This is a genomic window from Flavobacterium sp. Root420 (assembly GCF_001427905.1).
Lineage (GTDB): Bacteria > Bacteroidota > Bacteroidia > Flavobacteriales > Flavobacteriaceae > Flavobacterium.
Genome location: NZ_LMEF01000030.1, coordinates 250,598 through 275,349, shown reverse-complemented (window position 1 = coordinate 275,349; position 24,752 = coordinate 250,598). Strand labels below are relative to the sequence as shown.

The window sequence follows — 24,752 nt, the reverse complement described above, 5'->3', positions numbered from 1 at the left end:
TCTATTAAAATAATTATTATGAAAAAAATCATCTTTACCGAAAAAGCTCCCGCTCCAATCGGGCCATACAATCAGGCCGTATTATCAGGAAATACGCTATATGCTTCTGGTCAGATTGCTATAAATCCAGCTTCAGGAGAGCTTGTTACTGAAAACATCAATGACGAAACAAAGCAGGTAATGGAGAACATTGCTGCTATTCTGGAAGCTGCAAACATGACTTTTGAAAACGTTGTTAAGGCGACTATTTTCATTATGGATATGAATAATTTTAGCGCTATTAATACGATCTACGGGTCTTATTTTAACGAAAAAACCGCTCCAGCTCGTGAAACGGTTCAAGTGGCATGTTTGCCAAAAAATGTGAATGTTGAAATTTCTATAATTGCTGTGCAATAGCATCTAATAATAATTGTGCCGTTGCTTCATTCGTTGCCAGCGGCACATTATGTACATCGCAAACGCGAATCAACATATTAATATCTGCCTCGTGAGGATGGCTCGATAAGGGATCTTTAAAAAAGAACACCATTTGAGTTATTCCTTCTGCAACTCTTCCTGCAATTTGGGCATCACCACCAAGAGGACCTGAAAGCATTCTTTGCGTCTTAAATCCCGCAGCTTCCGCTTTCCCCCCTGTAGTTCCCGTACCAATTAATTTTATTTTTTCATGATGTAAAACATCTGAATTCTTAATTAAAAAATTAATCAAATCAGCTTTTTTACCGTCATGAGCAATAATCGCAATCTCCATAAAACCAGAACTATTGATTAGCAACATGGTAGGCAATTAGTCCGTCAATTGGTCTTCTTAAAACATTCCCTAATTGAAGTTCATATTTATCAAATGTTTCTTGTAATTCGTCTTTTAAATAAAAAGCGATAGAACCTACGAAATGTACAGGTACTTCTTTACAATTATCAAATTGCTTGATGTAATTTTTAACGAAAGATTTCATTCCTTTGAAAATAATTTTTTTGCAGAAATCAGTGTCTTTATGTTTGATTAAGAACTTTGCAAAAGTCGCTAAATAAGCGTTTGGATTTTGTTCTTTATATAGTTTATTTTTAATAAAATCAGGATCTACATCATATTCCTTTTCAAATTCAATAGCTAATTCCTTAGGCATTTTATTGAAATAGTATTTTCTGATTAATTCTTTTCCAAAAACATTTCCACTACAATCATCCATTACAATATAACCTAATGATTGAACTTTTTGATGCAATACTTTTCCATCAAAATAGCTGCAGTTAGAACCTGTTCCAAGAATACTTACTATTGCCTGTTCTCCTTTTGGAGTTGTTGCATAAACTGCAGCATAAGTATCTTCATGAACCTCTACAATTGCGTTAACAAAATACTCCTGAAAGATTTGTGTCAATGCAATTTTCATTCTGTCAGTACCACATCCTGCTCCGTAAAAAAACAAATGTGATGCATTTTTTTTATTTTGTAAAATATCAAAACGATCGTTTAGTCTTTCAATAATTTCCGGACCGTCAAGAATTTCAGGGTTTAATCCCAAAGTTTGTGTCGTGAATAATACCTTTCCATTATCATCAATTGCAATCCAATCGGCTTTAGTAGACCCACTATCAACTATTAATTTCATTTTTTTTTGTTTTTGGATTAGTTTTTCTTCAATAAATTAAAAGTGTATTTTTTACATTAATTAAAGACGAAACAAAATAAGAAAATCCCGTTACTTTGAAATAACGGGATTTTGCAAAATTATATAATTTTATTTTAAACCTGCAATGTGCACAGATAAATCAATCAATTTACTAGAGTATCCGTACTCATTATCATACCAGGATACTAATTTGAAGAAAGTTGAATTTAAACCAATTCCAGCTGTAGCATCAATGATTGAAGTTCTTTTATCAGAAATAAAATCCTGAGAAACAACTGCATCTTCAGTATATCCTAAGATACCTTTCATTGTAGTTTCAGAAGCCTTCTTTAAAACAGCCATAATTTCTTCATACGAAGTTTCTTTAGCCACTTTTACAGTTAAATCTACCGTAGAAACGTCAGCAGTAGGAACACGGAAAGCCATACCAGTTAATTTTCCATTCAATTCAGGAATTACTTTTCCAACCGCTTTTGCAGCACCAGTAGATGATGGAATGATGTTTATGCTTGCAGCACGTCCACCTCTCCAGTCTTTTCTAGAAGGACCATCAGCTGTCATTTGAGTTGAAGTTGTAGCGTGAACAGTTGTCATCAAAGCTTCTACAATTCCGAAATTATCATGAATAACTTTAGCTAAAGGAGCTAGACAGTTTGTAGTACAAGAAGCGTTAGAAACTACTAAATCTGTAGCTTTTGCTGTCTCGTGGTTTACTCCCATTACAAACATTGGAGCATCTGCTGATGGAGCAGAAATAATTACTTTTTTAGCACCACCTTTAATGTGCTCATTTGCAGTTTCAATAGTTGTGAAGATACCAGTACATTCAGCAACTACATCAACATCAACTTCATTCCATTTTAAGTCAGCTGGATTTCTTTCTGCAGTGATACGGATATTTCTTCCGTTTACATACAGTTTTCCTTCTTTTACTTCTACAGTTCCGTTGAAACGACCGTGAACTGAATCATATTTTAATAAGTAAGCTAAGTGATCAACATCTAACAAATCGTTGATTGCAACTACTTCTACATTATCTCTATTGAAAGTTTCTCTAAAAACGATTCTTCCGATACGTCCGAATCCGTTTATTCCTAATTTTACTTTTGACATTTTACTAAATTTTTTGCTTTTGTTTTTGTTACACTAATTTAAAGTCTAATTTCCTCACAATAAACTTCTTTCCTTTTTTAAACTTTTTTATTTATTTTATGTTGACATGATGTCAGACACTCTTAATAATTCTCTATCAATTTCAGATTTACCTTTAATTGCCTGCTCTAATGGTGTCAAAGCCACTTTATCTTCACGAAGTCCAACCATATAATTTGATTTTCCTTCTATTAAAGACTCAACTGCTTTTACACCTAAACGGCTTGCCAGAACACGGTCAAAACAAGATGGTGAACCACCACGTTGCATGTGTCCCAATACAGAAACTCTTACGTCGTACTCAGGCAAATTAGCTTCAACGTAATCTTTTAATTCGAATACATTTTTACCAATTTTATCACCTTCAGCAATTACCACTATACTTGATGATTTTCCTGAAGCTTTACTTTTTTGAAGAGAGTCTAGCAATCTGTCTAAACCTAAATCTTCTTCAGGAATAAGGATTTCTTCGGCACCAGCTCCAATACCTGCATTAAGAGCGATATGCCCTGCATCTCTACCCATAACCTCTACAAAAAACAGACGATTATGTGAACTTGCAGTATCTCTGATTTTATCGATACAATCTACTACAGTATTTAAAGCAGTATCATAACCTAACGTATGAGTTGTACCAAAAATATCATTATCAATTGTACCCGGAATTCCCATTACAGGAAAGCCATATTCAGCATTAAAAATTAAACCTCCGGTAAAACTTCCATCTCCTCCAATAACAACCAAAGCATCAACTCCGGCTTTTACAAGGTTTTCATGAGCTTTTTTTCTACCTTCAGGGGTTCTAAACTCAACAGAACGAGCCGATTTTAAGATCGTCCCACCTTTGTTTACAATATTATTTACACTTCGAGGGCCCATTTCCTTAAAATCTCCTTCGATCATTCCCTGATACCCTCTATAAATTCCTATGCATTCTATATTATGATAAGCACATGTTCGAACAACTGCTCGTATTGCGGCATTCATTCCAGGTGAATCTCCTCCTGAGGTTAGAACACCAACTTTTTTTATTGTTTTTGGCATTATTTAAGTATTAAAGTGTAAAATTAGCAAACATTCACCACTTTTCAGGTTATGATTGTAATAAATTAATAAAATATGTTAAATTCAAACGTTTTCGTTAATAAGTTTTTTGATATGAAAAAATTCATTTAAAATAATAAAAGCCCCTTATTTTAATTAAATCCTTAAAATTAACAATACATAAATGAAGTGTTATAAAATTATGTCGTTTCCTTATTTTCCGAAAAAATTGAAGCATCTAAAATTAACACAAAAAAACCATTCGTTGCAGCGAATGGTTTTATAATTGTACTTTTTTATCAAAAGCTTAAAAATCGTCATTATCCGGAATTAATCCCTGATTGTTATTTTGAGTCTGTGGCTGCTTTTCTTCTTCCTTTTTATCCGTCTTCTTTTTATTCTTATCAGCCTCTTTTTTACTAGAGAAATTTATATAATCCGGATTCAAATTGGAATCTTGTAAATCATCTGGAGAGTCTTTTAAAGTTCTTTCAAGCTTATGACTCTTAAACAGCTTATTTACCAATTCACTGAAAGTATCAAAATCAACTTCATATGAAATACCGACACCTTGTGTATAACCAATTCCTTGTCCTATATAATTAATGTCGTTTTCTTTATTAAACAGACGAAGGTTCATCGATCCATCTTCATTTACCCTGTAAAGTATTTCAATGTCTCCTACGATTGCCGATTCATTTACTCCTCCAACAGGAACACCCACTTTTCCGTTAATTGAAATTTTCTCATTAATCTGAGACGAAATATTTGCTACGAACTGACCATCGGCTTCCTGACCTATTCGTTTATCTGCGGAAATAAAATTCAGGTCGATATTAAATTTATCATTATCCGATTTTATGATTCCACCTAATAAACTGGCAGCTGTTTCGGCAAATGTTCCTGATAAATCACTTTGATTAAATCCGTCCGGACTCATAAACGAACCTGTTGACAATAGATATAAAGCTTGCGTTTGCCGCACATCTTTATCGTCTAACTTATATTGTATCTCGGATTTTAAAACACTACTTACAGATGGAAACTGAATATCAAAATTTGGCTCCGGACTTGCTAAATCTCCTCTTAAACCAATAACCACCTCTACAGGCACTTTTTTATTGAACGAAGAATTCTCCAACAATACCGCCGGATTTGCTGATGTTCTGTAAACGGCTTCTAAATTTAACTGAGCTTTCATCGGGTTTCCTTCCCAAATGATTGACCCTCCTTTTTTAACTGCAAACTTTTTATCAATTAAACCTCCGTATTTAAAATTATAAGTTCCTTCATATGCCTGGAAATCTCCCCACATATTAAATTTACCGAGTGTATTAATTTTAAATAATAACGATCCGTATCCTTTTCCTTTCATTCCATGTCCGGAATTTCGATCCAGAATTACTTCTACTTCTGCATCAGGCGTGATATCAAAATCAAATTCCAGTTCAAGACCATTATAGTTTCTGGTTTTTTCTACAATACCATTTGCTAAATTGTATTTTTCTTTTGGTGTTACAAAATGTATCCAGCTGCTTTCTCCAACACTTTGTACATTATTAATAGGAATTTTGACTTCGGTACCTTTCTCTGATTTTGCATCAACTTTTATAAATAAATTTTCTGTCGGCCCTTTTATACTTGCTGTACCATTTATAAAAGCAGTACCAAAATAAGCTGCATCATCACTATCTTTAGTATCAAGTGCCAATAATCGTTTTGAAGTAATGGTTAAATCTAATTTCCAATCTCCAAAATTATGGTGTTCGATACTTCCATTTAGCAATCCTTTTGTTCCGTATTTTGTGTCTGTTAATTGATTATTTCTGAATAAGAATTTCTCATCAGTTAAATCAATTACAGTTCGATCACTCAACTCATAATCCGTATTCAGATAAGGAATAGTCATCCCCGCTTTCTCAACATACAGCCTTCCGTTAATTTCAGGTTTTTTTAGATTCCCTACAACAGCTGCATTTCCTGAAACAGATCCACGAACATTTGATAAAACATCTTTACCAACTGTTCCTAAAGTTGCCAGATTAAATCCTTCGAGTTTTAGATTTAGATCCAGAAAAGTTTCTTTGTTTTCAATTGCAAAGGTTCCACTGGCATTAAATGATTCTGTAAAACCATTGTGAATGGAGGAATTTATAGTAAATTTTCTCAGATTCTCATCTCCGGAAATATCAAAATCCAAAGTTCCTAGTTCTGTGTTATTTAAATTAAGATGATCAATAACAATCGAAGCTGTAGGTTGATAAACATCTTTATTCTGCTTAAAATTCACATTCCCATTTAAATTACCATTAAAAACAAATTTTGAATTTAACGGTGTAATTTTATTAATATCAACATCTTCAAAATTCAGCACTATATCCTTATAATCACTGCCTTTTAAAACTCCGTTTAAATCAATTTTTTGATCTTCGTGGGACAAAACAATATTGTTAATCGTAAAGTTTTTGAAATTTTTATCAAAAACAATCTGATTATCTTCTGCTTCTTCTTCATTTAAATACCATAAGTAGTCTTTAAATTTCATTTCAGATTTTTTGATACCGACTATATTATTTTTGTTTTTATCTATAGTATGAAACAAATCAAGATTATAATAATCCTGGCCTTTTTCTCCTCCTTTAAATTCTGAACGAACAAACAAAGTATCTTTTGAAGTTACATTAATCAAACTAAAATCGCGTATTTTGTAATACGGCGTTTTAATACTATCCAACTCTACAAACGCATTATAAAGTGGGTTTTTATTATCAATACTAACCCGGATATTATCAAACGTGTTTTTTGCAGCTGTAATTTTTTGCGATTTAAATTTAAACTTAAATTCATTTAAATCGGCGTCAATTTTACCACGAACAACCGTAGACGAGTCAACATTGATTTCAGGATATAACATCTCAACAACTTTATCATACACATGAAAATTGAAACGTAAAAACTGTCCCTTTTTAACTTTATAAGGTTTATAATTTGTGTAAAGACTTCCAACGGAATTCATTACTAATTTGTCTAATTGCGCAAACTGAAATTTACCCACAATTTTACCATCAACAATATCAGTAGAATTAATCGTTATGGTTCGTAACCTATCAGCATCAAAACTTGAATTGATCGTTAATTCATCAAATTCGTAAGTTGCTTTTGGATTTTGGTAAACAGCATCCTTTATATAAATATTTCCCTGAAGATTTTCTATTGAATTTCCTGAAACCTGAACAACTGCATCGCCGGTAAAATGCGAAATAGAATCGTTTATAAATTTAAGTTTGCGTAAATCTGCATTCTCCACATTGATATGAAAATCATATTTATTTTCACGCGTACTTAAATCTACCAAACCATCAAACGTCATGGATAAATTAGGATCATTTACAGAAATTTGTCCTTTATAATAAGGCAATTTAAAATTACCATTGACTACTATATTATTATAGGTGTACTTATTATAGTCTAATTTAGCAATGTCACCTTTTATAATGGTATTAAGGTATTTCTCTGTAAAGCCTACGCCATCAACATCTAAATTTAAAGTTGTTCTTCCTATATCTTTTCGATTTAATAAAGCGCCAACATCAAAATTCTCCAGGACAATATTTCCCGAATAAGATGCTTTATCAATAAAATCCATATTATTTAGATGCAGATCAACATTACCGCCTCCTAAATCGGTAACCATTTTAAAATTGGCTTCTACTGCAGTTGTTGAAACTTTTGCCTTTCCTATGATCGTAAATTTCCCTATTCTTTTTAACTCTTGTGGGAGTCTTTTACCTAAAACAATTGGAAGCAAAGCAACCATATTATCATAACTGGAAATCAATCTGTCAAACTTACCCTCCATAGAAAACTTTTGCTCCTTGGTCCCTAAAAGGTTTTTAAAATTTATGTTACCAACAATTCTCGAACCATTAGTATCTGTAAGTCTCAAGCCTCTTAGATTAAGATTATTAAGAGGTCCTTTTAATTTTGTTTTAAGCTTAAAATGCTGATTTTTTCCTAACCCATCATAAAAATAACGAAGATCATTTGTTGCAATTGATGATGAATCAATTCGAACATCAAACTTTACCTTATCAGTAAAATTTAAAAAATCTTCTACTTTATAATTTAAAATTGCCTGACCATAAATAGATGATCTTTTGGTTTTTATAGCTAAATTTTCAACTTTTATCTGTTTTTTGGTATAACTGAATTTCCCGGCAAAATTAGAAACGTAAAGACCGCGATGATCCAAAAATGAAAAACGATGAATTATAGTACTTACATCAGGACCATATAAGTTAAAATCACTGATGTAAGCATTAAGCTTTGTGAACGCCAAAAATTTAGGCGTTTTTTTATTTTCGTCAGTGACAGAAAAAATTCCTTTTGAAATATAAGCATTTTTAGCAGTCAGTAAAAAATGCCTGTTTGTTTTGGAAGGTTTATCAGAATCAAAAAGTCGTATAAACTTATTGATATTGTTTTCATTTTCCCCTTTATAGGTTTTCAAATTAAAAATTAAACCGGTTAAACGCAAATCGCCAAAAATTAGATCACCATCTAATAATCTTTTGATGCTTAAAATGTCGGTAGAAATAATATCAGAGTAGATTAAAACTTTTTTGTGATGATCATAGATCAAAACCTTTTTAAGTTTTACTCCGCCAAAAATGTTTATCGCAACCTTATCAACATGAATATCGGTTTTAAAATCCTCGTTTAGGGAAGTAGTAACATATTGGGCAATTTTAGTCTGAACTATAGGCAAAGACAGCGTTATAGCAAGCGCCAACAAAAGTAAAATTAACCCAATTAGGGTTCTTGATATTATTTTCTTTACTTTTTTGATAGCTTCTTAATTTTAGTTTTCTTTTAAATTCACTTTGAACAGACAAAGAGCGACTGTTTTTGATAAAAATTCTTTAATTTTGGCTTCTCCTTACAGTCAAAGAAAATTAAAAATTTGATTTGTCAAATATAATCCAAAATTCGTGCCTTTATATGCAAAATTCAGAGGTTTTTATTCTTGCCATCGAAAGTTCCTGCGATGATACTGCTGCTGCAGTTTTACATAACGATAAAGTACTCTCAAATGTTGTGGCCAATCAGCTTATTCACAACCAATATGGTGGTGTCGTACCTGAGTTAGCCTCAAGAGCACATCAGCAAAACATAGTTCCTGTAATTGATGCTGCACTGCGTAAAGCAAATGTACAAAAAGAACAATTAACAGCCATTGCATTTACCCAGGGTCCCGGTTTAATGGGATCATTATTAGTGGGAAGTTCATTTAGCAAATCATTATCATTGGCATTACAAATTCCGTTAATTGCTGTAAATCACATGCATGCTCATATTTTAGCGCATTTTATTGATGAAGAAGGATTTGACAAACCTCAATTTCCATTTTTAGCTTTAACGATTAGTGGAGGACATACCCAAATTGTAAAAGTAAATGGCTTTTTTGATATGGAAATTATCGGCGAAACTACTGATGATGCCGTGGGAGAAGCTTTTGACAAAAGCGCCAAAATTCTTGGGCTTCCCTACCCTGGCGGTCCATTAATAGACAAATATGCGAAAGAAGGAAACCCGAAAGCTTTTGCGTTTACAAAACCAAAAGTACCAGGATTAGATTTTAGTTTCTCCGGATTAAAAACGGCTATTTTATATTTTATTCAGAAGAAAAAAATAGAAAACCCAAATTTCATCGAAGAAAATTTAAATGATATTTGTGCTTCTATTCAATATACGATTATCGAAATTTTAATGGATAAATTGAAATTAGCGGTAAAAGAAACAGGAATAAAACAAATTGCAATTGGCGGAGGAGTTTCTGCAAATTCCGGAATCAGGACGCGATTGAAAGAAAGTGAAAGCAAATACGGATGGACAACTTTTGTTCCGAAATTTGAATACACCACAGATAATGCTGCAATGATTGGCATTGTAGGATACCAAAAATATTTATCAAGTCGTTTTGAAACTTCTGCAGTAGTTTCTAAAGCGCGAATTCAATTTTAAATTATGCAATTATTTTACAATCCTGATATAGACGAAACGACTGAAACTTTTTCTTTTGATAAAGAAGAAAGCCGACATATTATAAAGGTTTTACGAAAAAAAGATTCGGACATTTTACACGTTACAAATGGCTTAGGTTTATTGTTTGAAACTGAAATTACACTGGCTTCTGACAATAAATGTATTGTTCAGGTACTTTCGATAAAAAAATCTCCAGAGCCAAAATTCCGTTTGCATTTAGCCGTGGCGCCAACCAAAATGAATGATCGTTTTGAGTGGTTTTTAGAAAAAGCTACTGAAATTGGAATTCAGGAAATTACGCCTATTATCTGCGACAGATCTGAGAGAAAAGTGATTAATTTAGAACGTTTCGAAAAAATAATTCTTTCAGCAATGAAACAATCCAATGAAACATATTTGCCAAAATTGAATGAGGCGATTTCGTTTAAAGAATTTATCAAACAAAAAAATGAAGGTTTGCAATTGATTGCGCATTGTGAAGAAACTGATAAAAAATCACTGAAAGAAGTTTTAAAGCCGAATGAAAATGTAACAATTATGATTGGTCCCGAAGGTGATTTTTCAGATAAGGAAATTGCATTAGCATTAGAAAATAATTTTCAGCCGGTAATGCTAGGCAATACTCGTTTGCGTACAGAAACTGCTGCTGTTGTGGCTTGTCATAGTGTTGTTTTTTTTAATGAAACTCCAAATTAACTGATCTTAAAATTGGTATGAAAAAAATTTTCTATTTGTTTTTATTGCTTTCTGTTTCTTCCTTTTCACAAGAAATTGCTTTATTAAAATATAGTGGCGGTGGCGATTGGTATGCAAATCCCACTTCATTACCAAACCTCATCCGTTTTTGCAATTCGAACATCAATACCCGAATAAAAGCAAAACCATCAACGGTTGAACCAGGCAATCCTGATTTGCTTTCTTATCCGTTCGTACACATGACCGGACATGGAAATGTTGTTTTTAGCGATACCGATGTAACTAATCTTAGAAATTACCTGACTTCAGGAGGTTTTCTTCATATTGATGATAATTACGGAATGGATCAATACATTCGAAAAGAGATCAAAAAAATATTCCCCAATAATAGTTTAGTCGAAATTCCGGCAAATCATCCTATTTTTCAGAAACCCTTTCCTTTCCCGAATGGTTTGCCAAAAATTCATGAACACGATGGAACACGCCCGCAGGCTTTTGGAGTTTTCGTAGAAAATAAACTTGTCTTATTATACACTTACGAATGTGACTTAGGCGACGGCTGGGAAGATCCGGAAGTACATAATGATCCCGCTGATATTCGTGACAAAGCCCTAAAAATGGGTGCCAATATCATCAACTATATTTTTACCAATTAATTATAAAAAAGTGCAACTTACTCACGAAGAAAACCAATTTGAGCGAAAAACGTTTCCCATAACACTGGTTTGCGATCATATTTACTTTCAGCAAAACATCGGTTCTCTTTTTAGAATAAGTGAGGCTTTTGGCGTGGAGAACATTATTTTTTTAGGAAAAGATATTCCATTAACCCCACGAAAAATTAATAAAACTTCACGAAGCACTCATCTTCATGTGCCACATACAATAATCGAACAGGCTTCTGATTTGATTACGTATTTGCTTCAAAATAACTTCGAAATTATTGCTTTGGAAATAGCTAGTACAAGCAAACCGATAAAAGAAGTCACTATTCCTGAAAATCAAAAAATTGCACTTATTATAGGAAGTGAAATTGATGGGATTTCAGATGACCTTTTAAAAATTTCCAATCAAATTGTTCATATAAATATGTTTGGTAAAAACAGTAGTATGAATGTTGTGCAAGCTGCAAGTATAGCTTTGTACGAATTTACTTCTTAATAATTTAGCCCGATTTTTTGTAAGAATCAAGCCGTGCGGGCCGTTGTAAAATTCTCACAAAAAAAATGTTATAAAAATTTGGTCTGAAAATCATTTTGTTATAAAATTGCCACATAATTAACCAAATTTAATTTTTTATAACAAAAACCCAAATTATTATGAAAAAAGTTCTTATTACCGCATTTACAGCTTTAGTGCTGTTTTCTTGTCAAAATGACCAATCTGAGGCAGCTGGCTCAGAAGCAAGTGCTACAGCGCGTCGTGGATGCGCCACACAAGAAGTATTAGAGGCACAATTAAAAGCTGATCCAATGTTAGCGATCAGAATGAATGAAATTGAAGCATTTACAGAAAAAAAGATGTTAACTAGTAGACTTGTAAATGGCAAAGTCGAAATTCCGGTTGTAGTAAATGTATTGTACAGAACTGCTGCTGAAAACATTTCTGATGCTCAAATTCAATCTCAAATTGATGTCCTTAATAAAGATTTTAATGCATTAAATTCAGATTTCAACAGCGTACCTGCTCTTTTTTCTGGCGTTAAAGCGAATGTTGGAATTACATTTGTTTTAGACCAAATCATCAGAAAATCGACTACAAAAACTTCATGGGGAACAGCTGATGCCATGAAAAAAACATCAAAAGGTGGTTTGGCTCCAACTTCGCCAACTACAAAACTAAACCTATGGGCTTGTACTATTGGTGGTGGAATTTTAGGATATGCACAATTTCCTGGAGGTGCTTCTGCAACTGACGGTGTTGTAATTGATTCTAAATATTTTGGTTTATCTGGTGCTGGTGCTGCTCCTTACAATTTAGGAAGAACTGCTACTCACGAAGTAGGACACTGGATGAATTTACGTCACATCTGGGGAGATGCAACTTGCGGAAGCGATTTAGTATCTGATACTCCAACTCACAATGCTGAAAACTATGGTGTACCTGCTTACCCGCACTACAGTACTTGTTCAGGAACTCCTGTAGAAATGACAATGAATTACATGGATTATGTTGACGATAACGCAATGTACATGTTCTCAAATGGTCAAAAAAGCAGAATGGCTGCAATTTTCCTTTCAGGAGGACCAAGAGCTGCTTTTGGAATCTAAAAAAGAAACTCAAAATAGCAAACTTAAAAGCGAGATGTATACATCTCGCTTTTTTTATTCCTGAAAAATTAAAAAAGCTTTTCCTATATTTATAGTCTAAAAATAAATCATGATAACATCAAAAGTCATTTCAAACGGAATTTTACGAGCTTTAGCTACAATCCTGGTCGTTGCTGCTATTTTATATTTTTTATATGAAATTCAAACCGTAATCGTTTATTTATGCATTTCATTACTATTATGTTTGATCGCAAATCCTCTGGTTCAATTTTTAAAAAATAAATTAAAGTTTAGCAATTCATTAGCCGCAACCACTACAATAATACTTTTTATATTATTAATGGTTGGATTTATTTTGCTATTTGTGCCGTTAATTATTTCTCAGGCAAACAATTTATCGCTGCTTGACACGCATAAACTCCAATTACAATTCTTTGAAACAGAACGCAGCATAGAAAATTATTTTAACATTCAGCATGTTGACTTGGGTAAGGTCCTAAAAGATTCTAAAATTGCCTCAGCATTTAGTTTCGGTTATTTTTCAAGCTTTATAAACTCGATAATGGGTTTCATGGCTGATATGGGAATGGGGCTTGTTTCTGTATTTTTCATCACCTTCTTTTTTATTAAAGATCAGGAGGATTTTAAAGCAGGTGCCAAAAAAATTCTTCCCGATACGAACGAGGATAAAATCTTAAATTCTATTGCCAAAATAAATCATTTACTGACTCGCTATTTTATTGGTTTGTTACTTCAATTAACGGTTGTCTTTATTTTGTATTTAATCGTATTAATGATTTTCGGAAGTAAAAATGCGCTTGTAATCGCTTTTTTATGTGCCATTTTAAATATTATTCCGTACATAGGACCAATTATCGGAACTATTTTAGCAGCCATATTAACAATGATCAGTTTGATTGGCAGCGATTTCCAATCTGAGATTTTGCCAACAACCATCTATGTAGTAATAGGCTTCTTGCTGGTTCAGGCTATTGACAATAATATTAGTCAACCTATAATTTCATCAAAAAGTGTAAATTCGCACCCGCTGGAAATATTTCTGGTTACTTTAATCAGTGGAATTACTTTTGGAATTGTTGGAATGGTGATTGCAATTCCGGTTTTTACCATGTTAAAAGTAATTTTGAAAGAATTTTTTCCTGACAATAAAATTGTTTCCGTATTAACTGAAAAAATCTAACATTGAATTCGTCTCTTTTAAGTAAAAACATTCAGGAATTTATAACTAAAAATACTGGTGCAGAAATTACAAAACTGGCACTTCAGAAAAATCCTTTTCCCGAAGTGGATTGGATTTTGATTCTGAACCAAATAGAAGCGAAAACAAAGGCAAAAGACAAATTACCTACTTGGTTTTCAACCGAAAATATAATTTATCCCAGCAAAATATCGGTCGAACAAACTTCATCTGAAAAAACAGCTGCTTACAAAGCTTCTTTAATTTCCGGAGAAAGTTTAATTGATCTTACCGGAGGTTTTGGTGTTGATGATTATTACTTTTCAAAAGGATTTAAAAATGTAGCCCATTGCGAGATAAACGAAGATCTATCTGCAATCGTTAAACATAACTTCGAACAATTACAAATAACAAATTGTGATTTTTTCGCCAATGATTCTACAAATGTTTTAACAGAACTGAATCAAAAATGGGATTGGATTTATATTGATCCTTCAAGAAGAAATGATGCAAAAGGCAAAGTTTTCATGTTAAGAGACTGTTTGCCAAATGTTCCTGAATTATTGGATTTCTATTTTGAAAAAACAGATTCGATATTAATAAAAACTGCCCCTTTATTAGATATTTCCGCCGGTTTATCAGAATTAAAATTCGTCAAAAACATTCACATTATTGCTTTAGAAAATGAAGTAAAAGAATTGCTTTTTGAAATTCACAACCATTATTCGGGCGAAATCACAATTAAAACTGCTAATATCTTAAAAGATAAAATCGAAACATTCGAATTTATTTTGAATGATAAATCTGGTTTTCCTTCTTATAATCTACCGCAAAAGTATTTATACGAACCAAATTCGGCCATAATGAAATCCGGTGGTTTTGATGAAGTAAGCTCAATTTTCAAAATAGATAAACTTCACAAACACTCTCATCTATACACTTCTGAAGAATTACTTGATTTTCCGGGAAGGGCTTTCGAAATAGAAAAAGTGATCTCCTACAACAAAAATGAGATGAAAACAGCGCTTCTAAATCAGCAAGCCAATATCACAACCCGAAATTTTCCGGATACGGTAGAAAACATTCGAAAAAAGTGGAAAATAAAAAATGGTGGAAATTTATATTGTTTTTTTACAACAGATCAAAATGATAACAAAATAGTTTTAATTTGCAGAAAAATAACTTAAAAATGAAACAACTAATTACGCTAACTTTTTTTCTATTAACCCTTACCGCATTTGCCCAAAAACCATGTGAATACAGTACCAACGTTACAGATTCCATTGGTACTTATAAAATTACAAACGAATATTTAATGAGCGAAAAGAGCTTTGGAGGTTCGTTTAGTTACGTATTCTTTTCATTGGCACAAACAGACGGTCTGCCAACATTAAATTTACAATTGATTCAAAAAAGCAAGGATTTTATAAAGGCAAACTGCTTTGACAAAAACTCAAAAGTTTTTCTGCAATTACAAAACGGTAAAATTGTTACTTTAATGCACATCGAGCAGGAAAACTGCGGAACACTGATTCGTGATAAAGGTTTTGATAATCGTGTAAATACAGGAATTTTTGTATTTATGAAAGATAGCTATGATGAACTGAAAAAATCTCCGGTTAACATAATGCGTATTAAATACCTGACGACTACGGAAGATTATATTGTAAAAAGTGAATTAACCTCTGAGATGAATGGAAAAGTATATAAACCAGATACTTATTTCATGGAAAATATTAGATGTGTGGAATAACTATTCGCAATTCCATTTTTGATTCGAAACTTTATCTTTTAAACCTGTTTTTAAATTATAATGCCACCATTCTGAATCAAATGAATTAAAGCCATTTTTAATCATCACTTTCTTAAGATACTTTCTATTCGATTTAACTTCATTTGAAAGTTTAGTATAATTATGACTGGCCTGTATTCCGAAGAAATCAAAAGGAGTTCCCATATCAACTTCTTTTCCATTCAAATCAACTAACGAAATATCAACGGCTCCTCCTCTATTATGGATGGAGCCTTTTTTTGGATCAGCCACATACTCTGGATTCGAAACAATCTCCCACATCTTTTTCTGGATTGATAAAGGCCTGTAACAATCATACAATTTTATCTTAAACCCTTTTTTCTTAAAATCATTATTAGCAGCAATTAGCGCCTGAACAGTTTTGAAACGCAGAAGACATTCGGCACAATCATAAACTTTTGCTTTCAGAAAATTATCTTCTGTAGCATATTTCATGTCGTAGATGAAATCCTGGCTGAAATCTTTTAGATTAACAAAAGTGGTATCGGCAATCTCTTGTTTTACTTCGCTTGCATAAACCTCATTTTGGGCATTGGAAGTAAATCCAAAAAAAAGAAAAACTAAAAAAAAGAAAGAATTAATGGATTTTGGCATGAACTGACATTTTTAATTGAGAAGCTTTCTGAAAAGTAAATATAACAATAAATAAAGTAAAACTTATTTACGGAATGTTTCAAACTGTAAATACGGTTGGTTTTCAATTCATTTTTAGATCTTTTTTCGTTAAATTAGCTAAATAAGATTTTATAAATCAATCATTTAATTTCAAAATTTAAATACTATGAAGAAAAGAGCAAAACATTTATTTATAGTTACAATGAGTTGTTTTATATTGATTTCATGCAAAAAAGAAACAGTTAAAAGCGTTCCTGCAACAGATTCAACTTCAATAATAACACATTCCTTAAAATCTGATTCAGCCATAATTAATCCATCAGACACTTTAAATAATTTAGTAGACAAAAGCGTAATCGGAACCCATTTATTAACCGAAAGCAGTATCACTCCAAGATTAAAAACGCTGTTAGGAAGTGATTTCGATCAAATGGTTAAATATTGGAACACAGAAACCCCTTTTACAAAAGAAGGTGATGTTTTGCATGCGAGTGGCTGCAAGCAACACGACTGCAACACTTATTCTTATGATCTTTATATTGATACAAAAAACAACAAAATCAATGTATATAAGTTTAGTCAATCAAAACTAACAGTCTTTGCCGAAGATGATTTCAGAATTGCTTTAAAAGATTCACTATTGCAGGATTTAAATACCAAAAAACTCAATGCTACTATTCCTAAAGAGAAATAATATATTCGCATCCTGAAATTATTGAACCAATTCTTAATTCTAAATCTCTCCAGTCATTAAAATATTTTCCTTTACCCCTTTATTTTTAAGCATTCTGAAGTGCGATCGGACAGCGTGATAAAACGGATAAGAAGTATAAGGGAGATCATATTCTTCAGCATAGCGTCTTATAATTGGCGTAATATAAGGATAATACGTATGCCCAACTCCGGGAAAAAGATGATGCGCCACATGGTGTGTAAAACCTCCGTATAAAAAATTCGCCAATTTACTCTCTGTACTGAAATCTTTAGTCACAATCATTTGATGCATCGCCCATGTTGCCGAAAGATTTCCTTCTTCGTCTGTACCAGGAAAGTGTGCATCTTCATCAACATGTGTAGATACAAGTGCCACAACACCAAGTGCACTGCCGGACATGTGCATAGCGAGCCAGGCATATAAAACCATATACCAGGGCTGGTTTAACAGAAACATTGGAATAAAAAGCAGATACACCAAATTAATTATTTTAGCAACAACCATTTTATAAATTTCTATGGTTGGAATTTTGTCAACTACTTTTTTTACGTAGTTATCTTTCTTCCCAAAAAAATCTTTAAAATCTCTGATATAAATCCAATTCAGACTATAAAGCGGATAGATAAGCCACATGTAAATATGTTGGTATTTGTGATAATTAAATAAAGGACTATTTGGAAAAATTCTGATAATGTCGCTTTGTTTAATATCAACATCCCAATCCGGAACATTTGGATAAGCATGATGAAGATTGATATGACGACGCACCCAAAGCCAATGATTGCCACCAAAAAGCTCCAGCACATACATAAACCATTCGTTATGTTTCGATTTTTTGAACAATGCACCGTGAGCAGCATCATGAAATGCATTGATAAAAAGTGCGATCATGGTTATACCGCACAAAATATAGAAGAGAAACAATAAAGATATGCTGTTTCCGAATAGCGAAATACAAGAATAAAACAAAAAGAAAAGTACAACTAGTCCTAAAGACTTAATTATATTAAACCGATACAGAGATGTTTTTTTTAAAACCGTTTCATTTACTTCCTTTCGAATCTTTTTAAAAAAATCATCAGTACCAGGTTTAAGATAAACCGGGCGATTTAATTTTTCCATAATGATTATTGGCTAGAAATTCTTACAACAAATTTAATAAAAAAAGTTAAAGCGTACGGTATCAAACCATTACAAGTTAAAAAGAAAAAAAAACACACTTTGCTTGAAGCATTAAAAAAATTAAAAAATTCCCATATTTTCAGGTTTAATCGTAAATCCTAAACGTATCATACTTTTGTGCTCCTGATAGTCAATCAAACTTTCAGTATAACCTATAAACCATTGAAGTGTGAGATAATAATTTTCTTTTTTATAAGGCCTCCAGTTTACCTGTGTCTGCAAAGAGCCATAATTGATAAGGCCGCTTCCCTTCCTGAAAAGAATATCGGCACTCCATCTACCCGGTTGTATCTGATACGTTGCGCTTGCTTCGCCATAACCTACATATTTTGTAAGTTCAGGATTATCTTCCTTATCAACAAGTGGAATCCATCCTCTTAATCCGACAGTCCATCTTGGAGAAATCTGTGATTTTAAGGAGAAAGCAAGCATGTTCCAGGTTCTGGAATAAATAGAATCCCTGCCATTTGATTCGTGTTCGAATGAGATTGTTGCATAGGTCAGTCTTCCGCCTTTTAAATAAAACGGACGAACAACGGCAACTCCAGGATTAAAATTAATTTCGGCAAATGGTTTTGAGTTTGCATAAATATCCCAAAATGCTTTTTGAGTATACATTAAATAAGGAAAGAAACCACCCCATAATGGTTTTGATTTTAATCGGAGTTTAAAACTTACCTGATATTTTATATCGGCGGAATTTCTGTCGATGGGCTCATTAAGAGGAACGCCTGTTAGAAAATAATTGTCTTTGTGAACAGAAAAACTAGGTTCTTTCAAAAGTGAATCTGCTGCCCGGAAGTTTTTTTTAGGTTCTAAAATTTGTGAATTTGCTTTGAATGAAAACAAAATCAAACAAAGGAATAGGTATTTTAAGTACATTATTATAGTTTAAGTTGTAGCTTCTTTTTTTGCTTTTAAACTAATGTACGTTATTATTAGAAATCCTATTAACTCAATAAAATAAGAGTTAACCCAATAAAATTAATCTTATCACTTGTTATTCTTTGATACCAGAATTCAGAAAAATTCGATTCTCCCGATTAAATATTTTCATAAAAAAAAACATCTGACATATATTATTTATATGTCAGATGTAATTACAAATCAACCTTCAATTAAAATTTTATTTTACCACATAAGAAACTTTATCAGCTTCACAAAGCCTGAAATAACCAAAAGCAAAATTGTTTGGGTCACTGGTATTTATAATGTTTCCTCTGATATTTCCGGGAGGAATAGAAAAAGGACTTCCTCCATATATTTCTAAAATTAAATTCATGTAATTATAAAAGTTTTTAGATATACCACGATGTGTAATATTATATGTTATTCCCGGTTTTATTTTATCATCGTCTGTGAATCGGGTGTCCATTTCATTTCCATTAAAGAATTCATCACGTGTAAGATCGTATTCTGGAAAAAGCAGATAATTACTTTTAAAATCTGTCAGATAGTAATTGACCTGATCAGCAGGGTCCTTATAATAAAATACGATCTCAATAAACTCGTCTCCCACTGCATCCTTAACCGTTTCCTGCTCTACCCTGTCAATTGGCGCTACCGCTGTCAGCTTTTCAACTGCTCTGAAAGTTTGTCCTTCTGTAGCTACAGAAAGTGTGTAATCCATATTCAAAACAGGAACAAAATTATTACATACATAAGAACCCGGTTCTGTTTCGTTAAAAGTAAAAACATCTCCATTACTATTTTCAATTTTTACCTGTGCTCCTGAAACTTTTGGTGTAGTGTTATTGTAATAGGGAGCCGTTTTACTCACTTTTATTACCTGTTCATTACCAGCTGTTCCTTTTTGCCAAATAATTTCTGCGTCGATAACTAATTTTGTTTGACCTGTTTCTAAATCAAGTTGTACGACATCTTCACAAGATGAAAAAAACAGTACGAAAATAAGACTCAATAAAGCCAATGCTTTATTTTTAAAAGTATACTTATTAATCCTTTGCATATTCATTAAAATTTAAAATTATAAGAAATACCAGGTACTATCCCAAAAATAGACAGTCTTCTGGTTTCATTCGCTCCCGTGTCCTCATTTGTTGCAAATGTCATAGAAGCGGCATTTTTTCTATTGTAGATATTATAGATGCTAAATACCCAATAGCTTTGCCATCCTTTCTTTTTGTCTGGCTTAGGTGTATAAGTTGCTGCTAAATCCAAGTGATGAAAAAGTGGTAATCTGTTTTCATTTCTCAAAGAAAAATTAGGAATATTGATGCCTCCAAATTCATAATAGCCATTCGCATAAGTAACAGGCTGACCCGATTGCAAAGTAAAATTAGCATTAAAAGACCACTTAGGATTGTATTCATAACTTCCTACAATGCTCAAATTGTGCAATTTATCATATCCTGATAAATACCAATCACCATTTGCAATACCCGGTTCTTCAGGCGTTCTTCCCGGCGTTTTTTGCTCGGCTCTTGATAAAGTATATGAAACCCATCCTGTGAAACGTCCGGCATTCTTTCTGAACGATAATTCCATACCGTATGATCTGGCTTTACCATTCAAAATAACCTGCTCTACATTATTATTCGCCAATATATCTGCTCCGTCTATATAATCAATGCGGTTTTGGATTTTCTTATAAAACAATTCTCCTTCAAAAGAATAATCTTTGTCTCTTAAGTTCTTAAAATATCCTACGGCATACTGGTCCAGTATCTGAGGTTTTGTAAAAGGTCCGCTTGGCGTCCAGATTGTCATGGGTAATGGAGACTGGGTATTTGATAACATATGAATGTATTGTGCCATTCTGTTATAACTTGCTTTTACAGAAGTATCGTCGTTAAAAGCGTAAGACAATGCAGCACGCGGTTCCAGATTATCAAATTTATTGATTGTTTCTCCGCTTTTATAAGAGATGCTGCCGGTTGGGGTCCCTTCTTCATAAATATTATATAACGGATTATAAACAACAGCCTGTCCATTTTCATACGTACTGATTTCCTCTCCTCCTAAACGGTAAAACATACTATAACGAAGTCCATATCTAAGATTCAGTTTCTCCGTAATCTGATGTTCAAAATCTAAATAAACAGAAGATTCAAAAGCATATTTTTTGTCCAGCTGTTTGTAATTAAACTGCGATTCTGAAGTGGTAGGTTTTACTGTTCCCGGATTGAAGTTATAATATTGGCCGTCGATTCCATAATTCAATTTTAACTTCTCTGATAAAGTGTGATTCCAGGCATATTTAAGTCCATACGTCTGAATGTTATTGTTCCATTTAAAAAATTCTGTAGGCAAGCCCAGATTAAATCTGTAATCGCTATAGAAAACCGATAAATTGGTATTTAAATTGTCCGAAAACTTATGCTTCCAGCTTAAGTTTCCCATAGTATTTCCAAAGGTGCTGGTAAAACGGTTATCTATATCAAAAACATCATTCCCAAAATATCCCGAAAAAGCAATCGAGTTATTAGCATTGAAACGATAATTAAGTTTCGTATTGATATCATAAAACTTTGCTGAATTACTATTATCATTAAGTTTTAAAAATAAATGGGCATAAGAAGTACGTCCTGCAACAATAAAGGAACCTTTACCTTTCTCGATTGGCCCCTGTACTAAAAGTCGGCTTGATATTAAACCAATACCACCGTTTACTTTATAATCTTCAAAGTCTCCGGTTTGCTGGGTTACATCAAGAACGGAAGAAACTCGTCCACCATATTTTGACGGAATTCCTCCTTTGTATAAATCTAATCCGTTTATAATATCTGCATTAAAAATTGAGAAAAATCCGAACATGTGAGAATCACCATATACTGGAGCACCGTCTAAAAGAATCAAATTCTGATCGGCAGCACCTCCGCGAACGTTAAAACCAGACGAAGCTTCTCCGGCATTTGTAACTCCTGGCAATGTCAATAACGATTTTAAAGGATCCGGCTCACCCATAGCGGCCGGAATCTTTTTTATTTCTTCCATCGTAAGCTTATTAACACTCATTTGGGTATTTCTCACATCAACAGCTTTGTTACTGGTTATGATAACCTGCTCTAATTCCTGACTGTCTGCGTCCATGGTGAAATTTATTCTAGCATCATCAGAAACCGTAATTTGTGCTTCTTTATCTTTTAAGCCAACATAACTAATCTGGACAGTATAGTTACCTTTATTTAGCTCAATGGAAAACTTTCCCTCACTATCAGTAGTTGCGCCGGCAGAAAGTTCTTTGATAAAAACATTAGCACCAATAACAGGTTCTCTGTCGTCATCAAAAACCTGACCCATCAGCTTAATTTTTCTTTTTGAAGATTTTGCAGATTTTTGTTTTACAAAAATATTACTCCCAACGATTGAAAATTGAATTGGAGTATTTCTATTTAATTCATTAACAAGTTCTTTTATTTCGATACGGCTATAAGTCTTTTTTTTAGTAAAATATTTTTGACTTGTATCGATTTGGTCTGTAAAGGCAAATTTAAAATCTGTTTGATTCTCAATTTGTTTAAATAATTCTTTTAGCGTTACAGTATTATCAACAGTTATCGTAATATTTTGAGAAAACACACTCCAACTGAATAAAAAAAAGCATGCTGAAATTATATGCTTCATGAAATTTCGTATTTTTGAATATTATTAAATGGGATAGTTTTATACTACCCTGACTATGAGGAAGGATGTTTAGTTTCGCGGCTAGGACATCCTTTTCTTTTCTATTGAAAAGTAACTTCTTTTAATTCTTCATTTATTTCAAAGTTTAGGTTATACATTTCTGATATTAATTGCACAATTGTTTTTAGATCTTCTTTTTTATTGATTCGCACCGTAATTTTCTGATTATAATATTCCTGCGGAAGTGTCATTTTATAACCGTAATTTTCCTTTAAGTAGGTACTCAAATCGATTAATTTAGCGTTGTCAAAATCAGTATATCTGTTAAATTCGGTTACTAAAGCTGTATTGTTTTTTCCATAAGTAAAAGTTTCACCGGGTACCAAAATCCATTTTTTATCCTGGTTTTTTATGCTCATCTGAACGCTACCTTCATAAAGTGATACACTTACTTCACTTTGCCGATTACCTTTTACTGTAAAAGAAGTTCCTAAAACGGTAGTTGTAGTTTCATTGCAAGAAACCTCAAAAGGATGTTTTTTATCTTTTTTTACTTTAAAATAACCTTCCCCCTCCATTTCAATTTTTCTGTTAGTTACAAAATTGTTAGCATACCTAATTCTGGAATTCGGGCTTAATTCTACCTTCGAGCTATCCGGTAAGAAAACCGTTTTTATTTTTGAAGTCGTATTTTCAATTACATTTGAAGCAAGTTCAATATTTTGCACTACCGGACCTCTATTAAAATAAATCCCCGTTCCGATGAGCACAAAAATTAAAACTGCCGCCGCCGCCGCCGCATAACGCCAAACTCTAAATTTCTGTTTCTTTGGAGGAAAGGCTTTAGAATGAAAATCATTCCACGAAGCCTCTTTCATATCATGTGTGTGTGAAATGGGAGTTTCATCCCAGATTTTTTTTAATTCTTCTTCTATTTTTTTCTCATCCATGACTTTGGAGCGTTAAAGTTTCTGACAATAAAATCCCTGCTTATTAAAAACACCATAAACCATTTCTTTAATTTCTCTGTTGGTTTCGATTCTTAGAATATGATTAGAATCATCTAAATCAAAATTCATTATACAGTCAGAAATAACAAATTGAAGAAGTGCTACAATAAACCTTGCATCCTCTTTGGTTTTAACATCTGTTTTATAAGCCTCAATATTCATTTTTATGTTCTGTTTATATCTATAACAAACGAGAACATAAAAGTTCCTAATGATCTTCTATTTTTTTTCTAATAAATTTACTGGCAAGATAAATATGATTGGCAATAGTCTTTTCAGAAAGATCTGTCATTGCTGCAATCTCCTTATAGCTAAGGTTTTCCAGTTTATGTAAAGTAAATATTTTTTGCTGCTGCTCAGGAAGCAGATTTATAAAAGTATGTAGTTTTTCTTTTCTTTCTTCAAAAATTCCTGTATCAGAATCCTCTTGTTCCATTTCGAATTGTAAAGGATCAAGTTGAATTATTTTATTTTCGCGATTAACGTGGTTGATAATGATGTTCCTGCATATTGTAAACAATTGTTTATCAAATAAAACATCTTCATTAAGTAATTCTCTTTTATTGTATATTCTTAAAAAAGTTTCCTGAACAAAATCCTGTGGAGTAAGAACTGTAAAATTAAATCGTCTGGCAATGTTTATTAGTTTATCATAGTAATTCAGGTAAGCTTCCTTGTAAGAAGCTTCATCACCTTTTTTTAAACTTAATATAAACTTTTTATTGTCCATCCTAATATAGTCATTAGTCTTAACTCAAGGCTCAGAATAATATTGTATTGTAAGCGAT

General features: G+C 32.6%; 23 protein-coding genes. 10 read left to right on the top strand and 13 right to left on the bottom strand.

Annotated elements, in window-relative coordinates:
- Nucleotides 1–18 precede the first annotated feature (18 nt).
- Nucleotides 19–399 carry a RidA family protein gene (locus ASC72_RS18630; RefSeq protein WP_056194303.1) on the top strand — a complete coding sequence of 127 codons (381 nt, stop codon included), beginning with the start codon at nt 19–21 and terminating at the stop codon, nt 397–399.
- Here ASC72_RS18630 and ASC72_RS18625 read toward each other — a convergent pair.
- The 5 genes from ASC72_RS18625 to ASC72_RS18605 all read right to left on the bottom strand — a co-directional run bounded on the left by ASC72_RS18625 (nt 380) and on the right by ASC72_RS18605 (nt 8,628).
- On the bottom strand, nt 380–754 hold the full coding sequence (locus ASC72_RS18625) for a methylglyoxal synthase (RefSeq protein WP_056194557.1): 375 nt from the start codon (nt 752–754) through the stop codon (nt 380–382). The two genes, ASC72_RS18630 and ASC72_RS18625, sit on opposite strands and share 20 nt — an antisense overlap.
- Before the next feature lie 10 nt (nt 755–764).
- Nucleotides 765–1,616: an N-acetylglucosamine kinase gene (locus tag ASC72_RS18620; protein ID WP_056194301.1), complete on the bottom strand. Its 852-nt coding sequence runs from the start codon at nt 1,614–1,616 to the stop codon at nt 765–767.
- Between the two features lie 129 nt (nt 1,617–1,745).
- Nucleotides 1,746–2,750: a type I glyceraldehyde-3-phosphate dehydrogenase gene (gene gap, locus ASC72_RS18615; protein WP_056194298.1), complete on the bottom strand. Its 1,005-nt coding sequence runs from the start codon at nt 2,748–2,750 to the stop codon at nt 1,746–1,748.
- A 96-nt stretch (nt 2,751–2,846) separates the two neighbouring features.
- A complete protein-coding gene (gene pfkA, locus ASC72_RS18610) occupies nt 2,847–3,833 on the bottom strand; it encodes a 6-phosphofructokinase (RefSeq protein WP_056194295.1) in 987 nt (328 codons plus the stop codon).
- Between the two features lie 307 nt (nt 3,834–4,140).
- A complete protein-coding gene (locus ASC72_RS18605; RefSeq protein WP_241775757.1) occupies nt 4,141–8,628 on the bottom strand; it encodes a translocation/assembly module TamB domain-containing protein in 4,488 nt (1,495 codons plus the stop codon).
- Between the two features lie 206 nt (nt 8,629–8,834).
- On the opposite strand from ASC72_RS18605, the gene tsaD reads away from it, so the two are divergent.
- From tsaD to ASC72_RS18565, 8 genes are all read left to right on the top strand, one after another.
- Nucleotides 8,835–9,857 (top strand): tRNA (adenosine(37)-N6)-threonylcarbamoyltransferase complex transferase subunit TsaD, encoded by a 1,023-nt coding sequence (gene tsaD / locus ASC72_RS18600; RefSeq protein WP_056194293.1) that lies wholly within the window; start codon nt 8,835–8,837, stop codon nt 9,855–9,857.
- Between the two features lie 3 nt (nt 9,858–9,860).
- Nucleotides 9,861–10,574: a 16S rRNA (uracil(1498)-N(3))-methyltransferase gene (locus tag ASC72_RS18595; RefSeq protein WP_056194289.1), complete on the top strand. Its 714-nt coding sequence runs from the start codon at nt 9,861–9,863 to the stop codon at nt 10,572–10,574.
- Nucleotides 10,575–10,591: 17 nt separating this feature from the next.
- Nucleotides 10,592–11,230: a DUF4159 domain-containing protein gene (locus ASC72_RS18590; RefSeq protein WP_056194286.1), complete on the top strand. Its 639-nt coding sequence runs from the start codon at nt 10,592–10,594 to the stop codon at nt 11,228–11,230.
- A gap of 10 nt (nt 11,231–11,240) precedes the next feature.
- Nucleotides 11,241–11,735, top strand: coding sequence for a TrmH family RNA methyltransferase (locus ASC72_RS18585; protein WP_056194283.1), 495 nt, complete (start codon nt 11,241–11,243; stop codon nt 11,733–11,735).
- A 158-nt stretch (nt 11,736–11,893) separates the two neighbouring features.
- Nucleotides 11,894–12,844: a zinc metalloprotease gene (locus tag ASC72_RS18580; RefSeq protein ID WP_056194281.1), complete on the top strand. Its 951-nt coding sequence runs from the start codon at nt 11,894–11,896 to the stop codon at nt 12,842–12,844.
- Between the two features lie 109 nt (nt 12,845–12,953).
- A complete protein-coding gene (locus ASC72_RS18575; protein WP_056194278.1) occupies nt 12,954–14,045 on the top strand; it encodes an AI-2E family transporter in 1,092 nt (363 codons plus the stop codon).
- A gap of 2 nt (nt 14,046–14,047) precedes the next feature.
- The gene (locus ASC72_RS18570; protein WP_056194276.1) at nt 14,048–15,229 is read left to right on the top strand and encodes a class I SAM-dependent methyltransferase; all 1,182 of its coding nucleotides are present in this window, start codon (nt 14,048–14,050) and stop codon (nt 15,227–15,229) included.
- 2 nt (nt 15,230–15,231) lie between these two features.
- The gene (locus ASC72_RS18565) at nt 15,232–15,795 is read left to right on the top strand and encodes a hypothetical protein (RefSeq protein WP_056194273.1); all 564 of its coding nucleotides are present in this window, start codon (nt 15,232–15,234) and stop codon (nt 15,793–15,795) included.
- Here ASC72_RS18565 and ASC72_RS18560 read toward each other — a convergent pair whose 3' ends face one another.
- On the bottom strand, nt 15,796–16,449 hold the full coding sequence (locus ASC72_RS18560) for a M15 family metallopeptidase (protein ID WP_056194270.1): 654 nt from the start codon (nt 16,447–16,449) through the stop codon (nt 15,796–15,798).
- A gap of 187 nt (nt 16,450–16,636) precedes the next feature.
- Here ASC72_RS18560 and ASC72_RS18555 point away from each other — a divergent pair, with 187 nt between their 5' ends.
- Nucleotides 16,637–17,164, top strand: coding sequence for a hypothetical protein (locus tag ASC72_RS18555; RefSeq protein ID WP_056194267.1), 528 nt, complete (start codon nt 16,637–16,639; stop codon nt 17,162–17,164).
- 39 nt (nt 17,165–17,203) lie between these two features.
- On the opposite strand, the gene ASC72_RS18550 is transcribed toward ASC72_RS18555, so the two are convergent.
- From ASC72_RS18550 to ASC72_RS18520, 7 genes are all read right to left on the bottom strand, one after another.
- Nucleotides 17,204–18,307 carry an acyl-CoA desaturase gene (locus tag ASC72_RS18550; protein WP_056194265.1) on the bottom strand — a complete coding sequence of 368 codons (1,104 nt, stop codon included), beginning with the start codon at nt 18,305–18,307 and terminating at the stop codon, nt 17,204–17,206.
- Between the two features lie 120 nt (nt 18,308–18,427).
- Nucleotides 18,428–19,249 (bottom strand): phospholipase A, encoded by an 822-nt coding sequence (locus ASC72_RS18545; protein ID WP_056194262.1) that lies wholly within the window; start codon nt 19,247–19,249, stop codon nt 18,428–18,430.
- A gap of 244 nt (nt 19,250–19,493) precedes the next feature.
- Nucleotides 19,494–20,336, bottom strand: a complete 843-nt coding sequence (locus ASC72_RS18540; protein ID WP_056194553.1) for a DUF4249 domain-containing protein — start codon at nt 20,334–20,336, stop codon at nt 19,494–19,496.
- Nucleotides 20,337–20,341: 5 nt separating this feature from the next.
- Nucleotides 20,342–22,954 (bottom strand): TonB-dependent receptor domain-containing protein, encoded by a 2,613-nt coding sequence (locus tag ASC72_RS18535; RefSeq protein WP_056194260.1) that lies wholly within the window; start codon nt 22,952–22,954, stop codon nt 20,342–20,344.
- 101 nt (nt 22,955–23,055) lie between these two features.
- On the bottom strand, nt 23,056–23,904 hold the full coding sequence (locus ASC72_RS18530; RefSeq protein WP_056194257.1) for a FecR family protein: 849 nt from the start codon (nt 23,902–23,904) through the stop codon (nt 23,056–23,058).
- A 12-nt stretch (nt 23,905–23,916) separates the two neighbouring features.
- Nucleotides 23,917–24,126 carry a hypothetical protein gene (locus tag ASC72_RS18525; RefSeq protein WP_056194255.1) on the bottom strand — a complete coding sequence of 70 codons (210 nt, stop codon included), beginning with the start codon at nt 24,124–24,126 and terminating at the stop codon, nt 23,917–23,919.
- Nucleotides 24,127–24,172: 46 nt separating this feature from the next.
- Nucleotides 24,173–24,694, bottom strand: a complete 522-nt coding sequence (locus ASC72_RS18520) for an RNA polymerase sigma factor (RefSeq protein WP_056194251.1) — start codon at nt 24,692–24,694, stop codon at nt 24,173–24,175.
- Nucleotides 24,695–24,752 lie beyond the last annotated feature (58 nt).

What these genes read in the sequence shown, in the direction of transcription:
- ASC72_RS18575 (WP_056194278.1), top strand. Translation starts at nt 12,954, where the DNA reads ATGATAACATCAAAAGTCATTTCAAACGGAATTTTACGAGCTTTAGCT.
- gap (WP_056194298.1), bottom strand. Translation starts at nt 2,750, where the DNA reads ATGTCAAAAGTAAAATTAGGAATAAACGGATTCGGACGTATCGGAAGA.
- ASC72_RS18560 (WP_056194270.1), bottom strand. Translation starts at nt 16,449, where the DNA reads ATGCCAAAATCCATTAATTCTTTCTTTTTTTTAGTTTTTCTTTTTTTT.
- pfkA (WP_056194295.1), bottom strand. Translation starts at nt 3,833, where the DNA reads ATGCCAAAAACAATAAAAAAAGTTGGTGTTCTAACCTCAGGAGGAGAT.
- ASC72_RS18525 (WP_056194255.1), bottom strand. Translation starts at nt 24,126, where the DNA reads ATGAATATTGAGGCTTATAAAACAGATGTTAAAACCAAAGAGGATGCA.
- ASC72_RS18625 (WP_056194557.1), bottom strand. Translation starts at nt 754, where the DNA reads ATGGAGATTGCGATTATTGCTCATGACGGTAAAAAAGCTGATTTGATT.
- ASC72_RS18555 (WP_056194267.1), top strand. Translation starts at nt 16,637, where the DNA reads ATGAAGAAAAGAGCAAAACATTTATTTATAGTTACAATGAGTTGTTTT.
- ASC72_RS18580 (WP_056194281.1), top strand. Translation starts at nt 11,894, where the DNA reads ATGAAAAAAGTTCTTATTACCGCATTTACAGCTTTAGTGCTGTTTTCT.
- ASC72_RS18595 (WP_056194289.1), top strand. Translation starts at nt 9,861, where the DNA reads ATGCAATTATTTTACAATCCTGATATAGACGAAACGACTGAAACTTTT.
- ASC72_RS18545 (WP_056194262.1), bottom strand. Translation starts at nt 19,249, where the DNA reads ATGTACTTAAAATACCTATTCCTTTGTTTGATTTTGTTTTCATTCAAA.
- ASC72_RS18530 (WP_056194257.1), bottom strand. Translation starts at nt 23,904, where the DNA reads ATGGATGAGAAAAAAATAGAAGAAGAATTAAAAAAAATCTGGGATGAA.
- ASC72_RS18520 (WP_056194251.1), bottom strand. Translation starts at nt 24,694, where the DNA reads ATGGACAATAAAAAGTTTATATTAAGTTTAAAAAAAGGTGATGAAGCT.
- ASC72_RS18550 (WP_056194265.1), bottom strand. Translation starts at nt 18,307, where the DNA reads ATGGAAAAATTAAATCGCCCGGTTTATCTTAAACCTGGTACTGATGAT.
- ASC72_RS18540 (WP_056194553.1), bottom strand. Translation starts at nt 20,336, where the DNA reads ATGCAAAGGATTAATAAGTATACTTTTAAAAATAAAGCATTGGCTTTA.
- ASC72_RS18590 (WP_056194286.1), top strand. Translation starts at nt 10,592, where the DNA reads ATGAAAAAAATTTTCTATTTGTTTTTATTGCTTTCTGTTTCTTCCTTT.
- ASC72_RS18565 (WP_056194273.1), top strand. Translation starts at nt 15,232, where the DNA reads ATGAAACAACTAATTACGCTAACTTTTTTTCTATTAACCCTTACCGCA.
- tsaD (WP_056194293.1), top strand. Translation starts at nt 8,835, where the DNA reads ATGCAAAATTCAGAGGTTTTTATTCTTGCCATCGAAAGTTCCTGCGAT.
- ASC72_RS18620 (WP_056194301.1), bottom strand. Translation starts at nt 1,616, where the DNA reads ATGAAATTAATAGTTGATAGTGGGTCTACTAAAGCCGATTGGATTGCA.
- ASC72_RS18535 (WP_056194260.1), bottom strand. Translation starts at nt 22,954, where the DNA reads ATGAAGCATATAATTTCAGCATGCTTTTTTTTATTCAGTTGGAGTGTG.
- ASC72_RS18630 (WP_056194303.1), top strand. Translation starts at nt 19, where the DNA reads ATGAAAAAAATCATCTTTACCGAAAAAGCTCCCGCTCCAATCGGGCCA.